At 65.6% G+C, this 5438-nt stretch carries 3 protein-coding genes and 4 pseudogenes; 4 read left to right on the top strand and 3 right to left on the bottom strand.

What is annotated here, in order from left to right; genetic code table 11:
* Together RHBS_RS23695 and RHBS_RS23690 are read left to right on the top strand one after the other, a co-directional pair.
* Nucleotides 1-232: pseudogene (locus RHBS_RS23695) on the top strand (ATP-dependent helicase); the annotation flags it as partial.
* A gap of 9 nt (nucleotides 233-241) precedes the next feature.
* Nucleotides 242-1494 (top strand): annotated as a pseudogene (locus RHBS_RS23690) (hypothetical protein).
* A gap of 21 nt (nucleotides 1495-1515) precedes the next feature.
* On the opposite strand, the pseudogene RHBS_RS23685 reads toward RHBS_RS23690, so the two are convergent.
* A pseudogene (locus RHBS_RS23685) lies at nucleotides 1516-2309 on the bottom strand (ParA family protein).
* A 59-nt stretch (nucleotides 2310-2368) separates the two neighbouring features.
* A complete protein-coding gene (locus RHBS_RS23680; protein ID WP_128646572.1) occupies nucleotides 2369-3835 on the bottom strand; it encodes a DHA2 family efflux MFS transporter permease subunit in 1467 nt (488 codons plus the stop codon).
* A 180-nt stretch (nucleotides 3836-4015) separates the two neighbouring features.
* Here RHBS_RS23680 and RHBS_RS23675 point away from each other — a divergent pair, with 180 nt between their 5' ends.
* Complete coding sequence (locus RHBS_RS23675; protein ID WP_121870278.1) at nucleotides 4016-4657, top strand: acid phosphatase; 642 nt, start codon at nucleotides 4016-4018, stop codon at nucleotides 4655-4657.
* Nucleotides 4654-5130 (top strand): GNAT family N-acetyltransferase, encoded by a 477-nt coding sequence (locus RHBS_RS23670; protein ID WP_121870279.1) that lies wholly within the window; start codon nucleotides 4654-4656, stop codon nucleotides 5128-5130. The genes RHBS_RS23675 and RHBS_RS23670 overlap by 4 nt, the downstream gene beginning before the upstream one ends.
* Nucleotides 5131-5139: 9 nt before the next feature.
* Here RHBS_RS23670 and RHBS_RS23665 read toward each other — a convergent pair.
* Nucleotides 5140-5438, bottom strand: a pseudogene (locus RHBS_RS23665) (hypothetical protein); the annotation flags it as partial.

Below are 5438 nucleotides of genomic sequence, written 5' to 3'. Positions count from 1 at the left end.
GCGCAGTCGCAGGCGCACCCGCGCAGGACAGGACGGCGACAACGGCGCAGGCTCGGCCGCAACCAAGAACCAATCCGCTTCCGCCGCGAATTCGGTTGCCGAACAGTCGGATACGGCAGACACAGCGACCACCGACACGGCCACCAAGACTGCTCCGCGCCGCCGCAGGCGTCGTCGCCCCAGTGGATCGTCCGCCGATGCCGGACCGTCGACTGCGAGCGCATCGGAGTAATCTCCCGCCGTGCTGGCTCCAGAACGTCGGACGAGAACCGACCTCGTCGTCGCCGCCGTCATCGCAGTGGTGGTGGTTGTCGCCGCGAGCATCGCGTGGTTCACCGGTGATGCTCGCGGAACTGCCTCGATACCGGCCGAGGAGCCACTGCCTCAGGCCGAACCCGCGACCGCGGTGCCTACTGCGCTCACGGAATTGTGGCGCGCGCCGAGTGCAGCGACGGATTCGACGCGAACCCCGCTTCCTGTCGTCACCGGATCCACGGTGGTGACTGCGGACGGGGGCTCCGTCCTCGGCCGCGATCCACGGTCGGGTGAGCAATCCTGGTCGTACACACGCGATCTCCCGCTCTGCTCGGTGGTCGCGTCGTGGAACACCGCGGTCGCGGTATACCGCGACGACCGCGGCTGCTCTCAGGTGACCGAACTCGACGGGCCCACCGGAGAACGCAAGGCCCAGCGCACATCCGACGCCGACGATGCGGTCCGACTGTCCTCCGACGGCACCTATGTGACGTCGAGGGGCGACACCCGCATGGAGCTGTGGCGGTCGGACCTGGTGCGCACCCTCGAATACGGTCGAGTGGATGCCCCGGTCAATCCGGGTAGTCAGCCGAGAACCGGATGCACACTACTGTCCTCGGCGTCGACGAACTCACGTACGGCCGTGCTCGAACAGTGCCCGGGAGAGGCCGCTGCCCGATTGTCGCTGATCAATCCTGCGCCCAAGGACGCGAGTGAACCCGAGGAGTACGGGTCGACGGTGGTACCGGAACTCCTACCCGAGTCCGGCGCACCGACTGCCGGGCGGATCATCGCGATCACGGGCAGCATTGTCGCGCTGTACATTCCAGCGGAGAACGGCGCACCCGACCGGGTGGGATTCTACGACGACGCGGCCGCGCGAATATCCGAATTCGCTCTCCCGGCCGGCTCCTCCCCTACCCCGGATTCCCCCAATTTCCCTGCGACGAAGGCAGGTTCGGTGCTCACCTGGTTCACCGGCTCGGGAGTCCAGGCCTTCGATTCCAACAACCTCGGTCCTCTGTGGACCGTCCCCGGAGCCTCGGGAGTGGAACGGTCATGGCCGGACGACTCCTCGTACCCGTGCCAGACGGCATCTCGGTGGTCGATCTCTCCACCGGTGTCAGGGGGGCCGATATTCCGGTCGACCGAGGCGATTACGACGGCCCGATACAGATGTCGGTGATCGGCGATGTGGTCGTCGAGCAACGCGGTACCGACGTGGTCGCGCTCGGCTGACTCGTTCGCACGAGCTTCGTTCTACTCCGCCGGATCGTAGGTCTTCAGATCGGCTTCGCCGTCCCAGTACGCCAGCAGATTCTCGGCGAGTTCTCGATAGGCCTGCGCACCCTTGTTCTTTCGGCCCGAAAGTACCGTCGCGCCCGATGCACTGGCCTCGGCGAAGCGTACGGTCCGCGGAATCGGCGGCGCGAGCACCGGCAACGAATAGCGGTCCGAGACATCGCCGAGCACATCCCTGCTGTGCGTGGTGCGGGCGTCGAACAGTGTGGGCAGGGCACCGAGCAGCGCCAGGTCGGGTTGGTGATCTGTTGTACCTCGGACACCGTTCGCAACAACTGCCCGACCCCGCGATGCGCGAGAGTCTCGCACTGCAGGGGCACCAACACCGACTGAGCGGCGGTGAGGCCGTTGAGGGTCAGCACTCCCAGCGACGGCGGACAATCGATGACGACGACATCGAAATCCTCGAGGATCGGTGCGAGCGCCCGCTTGAGTGCGAATTCGCGACCCGCACGCATCAACAGCAACGCTTCCGCACCGGCGAGATCGATCGTCGCCGGCAGCAGCACGATTCCTTCCGCGGTCTCGATCAGGACGTCCTCGACCTTCGCGTCCCCGGTCAGCACTTCGTGAACCGAGGAATCGAGCTTGTCCGGGTTGTGTCCGAGCGAGAACGTCAGACAGCCCTGCGGGTCGAGGTCGACCACCAGGACTCGTCGATCGAGAGCATGCAGCGCAGCCGCGAGCGAAGCCACCGTAGTGGTCTTGGCGACGCCGCCCTTCTGATTCGCTACCGCGAGAATTGTCGTCACGGCCCTGATCCTTGCCTACATCGAGCCGATGAGCGAGGGTTCGGCATCTCTCGGGCGCGTCAGTGCAGCGCGATCGGTGCCGCGGACCGCTCGGTCACGTGCTTCGTCCGGGGCAGGAAGAACGCGGGAACGAACGTGACGACGATCAGAACCAGCGCGACCATGAAGGTGGTGCCGAACGCCCTGGCCGAGATGTCGAACGCCTCGACCTGGCTGGTCGCAGTCAGTGCGGGCTTCTGCTGAGCGGTCAGCACCACCGACATCAGCGCGGTACCTATCGAGCCGGCCGCTTGCTGAACGATGTTCATCAACGTCGAGCCACGTGCAACAGTGTCGTCGGTCAGCGTCTGCAGGGCGGCCGTCATGATGGGCATCATCGTCGAACCGAGGCCGAGGCCCATGACGAACAGTGCGCCGATGAGCAGCGTGTAGGACGTGTCGGTGCCGACCTGCGTGAACACCGCCATCCCTGCAGTGATGAGCACCATGCCCACCAGCACGATCCTGCCGGGACCGAACTTGTCGGCGATCACTCCGGCGATCGGCATCGCGATCATCGCGCCGATGCCCTGTGGGGCGAGCAGCAGCCCGGCCGTCAACGTCGTTTCGCCGCGAAGCAGGAAATAGCTCGGGAACAGCAGACCCGCGCCCATGAAGGCGACCATGAAGAGCGTCGTGGTGATCACGGCCACGGTGAGCGATCTGTTCCCGAACAGCCGTAGATCGATCAGCGGATGCTGCACACGCAGGGCATGGAAAACGAACAGGACGATCAACACGAGCCCGACGATGACCGGGACCAGCACCTTGACCGCGAGAACGGTTTCGGTTTCGACGACCGAGGACGCGCCGTAGAGGAACAGTGCGAGGCCGGGCGAGAGCATCAGCATGCCGCGGAAGTCGAAGGACTCGGACGGGGTCGGGTTGTCCTTGGGGAAGATCACCACGGCCGCGATCAGGGCGAGTATGCCGATCGGCAGGTTAATGAGGAAGATCCAGTGCCAGCTCGCTGCCTCGATCAGCCAGCCGCCGAGGATGGGTCCTGCGATGGGCCCGATGAGCATCGGGACGCCCAACACGGCCATCACGCGCCCGATCCGCTCGGGGCCTGCGGCGCGCGTCATGATCGTCATGCCCAGCGGCATCAGCATGCCGCCGCCGAGTCCCTGCAGCACTCGGAAGAAGATGAGCGAGGTGATGTCCCAGGCGAAGCTGCACAGCACCGAACCGAGGACGAACAGCACCAGCGCGGTGATGTAGAGGCGCTTGGTTCCGAGCCGATCGGCAGCCCACCCGGTCAGGGGTATGACGGTGGCCAGGGCGAGCGTGTAACCCGTCATCGTCCAGGCGGCGTTGGCGTAGGTGGTGTCGAAGACGTCGGTGAACGTCCGGAGCGCGACGCTGACGACGGTGACGTCCAGAATCGACATGATGGCCCCGAGGACGACGACCCCGGCGATCTTCAACAACGCACCGTCGAGCTTCTCCGGAGCATCGGGCGACGCGGGCTTGTGCAGGTCGGTCATGGTTCTCCAGGCGATGAGAAGGAGCTGTGAGGCACGACGGGCAGACCTGTGTCGCCCGAGAAAGTGAAGAATCGAAACGAGAGTAACCGGCCGGTAGGTCCGTACTCAATCGACAAATCGGACACATCCGCAGGCCACCTATGACAAGAGCCACATCCTGCGGGCAGGCATGATCGTTGCATGACCACACACGGCGGCGGCGAGGCCGGCAGAGTCGTTCTACTTCGGCACGGCGAGACCGAATGGGCGCTGGCCGGCAAACACACCGGCAACACCGACGTCTCCCTCACGAGCACCGGCGAGCAACAGGCCGTCGAGGCCGGATCACTCCTCCGACTACTGAAGCTGCGCGATCCCCTGGTGATCACGAGCCCGCGAGAGCGCGCTCGCAGAACCGCCGAGCTCGCAGGCCTGCAGGTCGATCGAACGTGGGATGCGTTGTCGGAGTGGGACTACGGCGACTACGAGGGCATCACGTCGACGCAGATCCACGAGACGGTGCCGCACTGGACCGTCTGGACGCATCCGTGCCCGGGCGGTGAGTCCATCGGCGACATCGCCGTGCGCGTCGAGCTGGTGCTCTCGGTCGTCCTACCGTTGTTGAGCGGCCACGACGTCGTGTTGGTCGGCCACGGCCACTTCTCGCGGGCACTGATCGCCGGCTGGACCGAGGCACCCATCACCGAGGGCAAACGCTTCGCACTCTCGCCCGCCGCGTATTCGGTGCTCGGCTTCGAGCATTCGTTTCGCCAGCTCGTGGCGCACAACGTGCACCCGTCGATTCTCACCGCCGCCACGGCACCGAAAGGAAACCCCGAATGATTCGCCGCGCCGCCGAGGCCGATGTTCCCGCCATCACCGCTCTCGTGCACGAACTCGCCGCGTACGAGAAGTCGTCCTCGCTGTGCACCGTTCGAGACGAGCAGCTTCGCTCTGCGCTGTTCGGAGCGCAGCCGTCGGTGTTCGCACACGTCGCCGAGCACGAGGGCACGGTGGCGGGATGCGCGCTGTGGTTCTTGAACTTCTCCACTTGGGACGGTGTGAACGGGATCTATCTGGAGGACCTCTACGTGCAGCCCGCCGCGCGGGGAGAAGGCTTCGGAACTGCATTGCTCGCCGCGTTGGCCGCCGAGTGCGTAGATCGGCAATACACGCGATTGGCCTGGTCGGTGCTGGACTGGAACACCCCGTCGATCGGCTTCTACCGATCGCTCGGTGCTGAGCCACAGGACGAGTGGACCACGTTCCGCCTGACCGAGGACGCGTTGGCAGAGCTGGCCACCCGGGCGCGTTGAACGACTATCTCAACGGAGCTCGTCGTCGACGTCGCTGTATTCGGCGGCCATCCACCGGGAGGACGGCGGGCTGAACAGCAACACGAGTACGCCGACGACCACTGCTCCGAGGGCGACGCCGTAGACGGTCTGATGCGATCCGGTCAACAGCGACCACACGACGGGGAGCAGCAGCAGCTGTACGACGGTGGCGATGGACCGTCCCCACCGCTTTCCGAGGATCAGGCGACGCCCGCCGCCCCCACTCCGATACCGAGGACGCCGAACCACCCCGCGGTGCCGTAGCCGTTGGCCACGGCGTTGTCCCC

This window comes from Rhodococcus sp. BS-15, assembly GCF_000813105.1.
Taxonomy (GTDB): domain Bacteria; phylum Actinomycetota; class Actinomycetes; order Mycobacteriales; family Mycobacteriaceae; genus Rhodococcoides.
This window is presented reverse-complemented; position numbering and strand designations above follow the sequence as displayed.

Bases quoted from the DNA above. Each gene is read 5' to 3' on its own strand.
- RHBS_RS23680 (WP_128646572.1), bottom strand. From the start codon at position 3,835: ATGACCGACCTGCACAAGCCCGCGTCGCCCGATGCTCCGGAGAAGCTC.
- RHBS_RS23675 (WP_121870278.1), top strand. From the start codon at position 4,016: ATGACCACACACGGCGGCGGCGAGGCCGGCAGAGTCGTTCTACTTCGG.
- RHBS_RS23670 (WP_121870279.1), top strand. From the start codon at position 4,654: ATGATTCGCCGCGCCGCCGAGGCCGATGTTCCCGCCATCACCGCTCTC.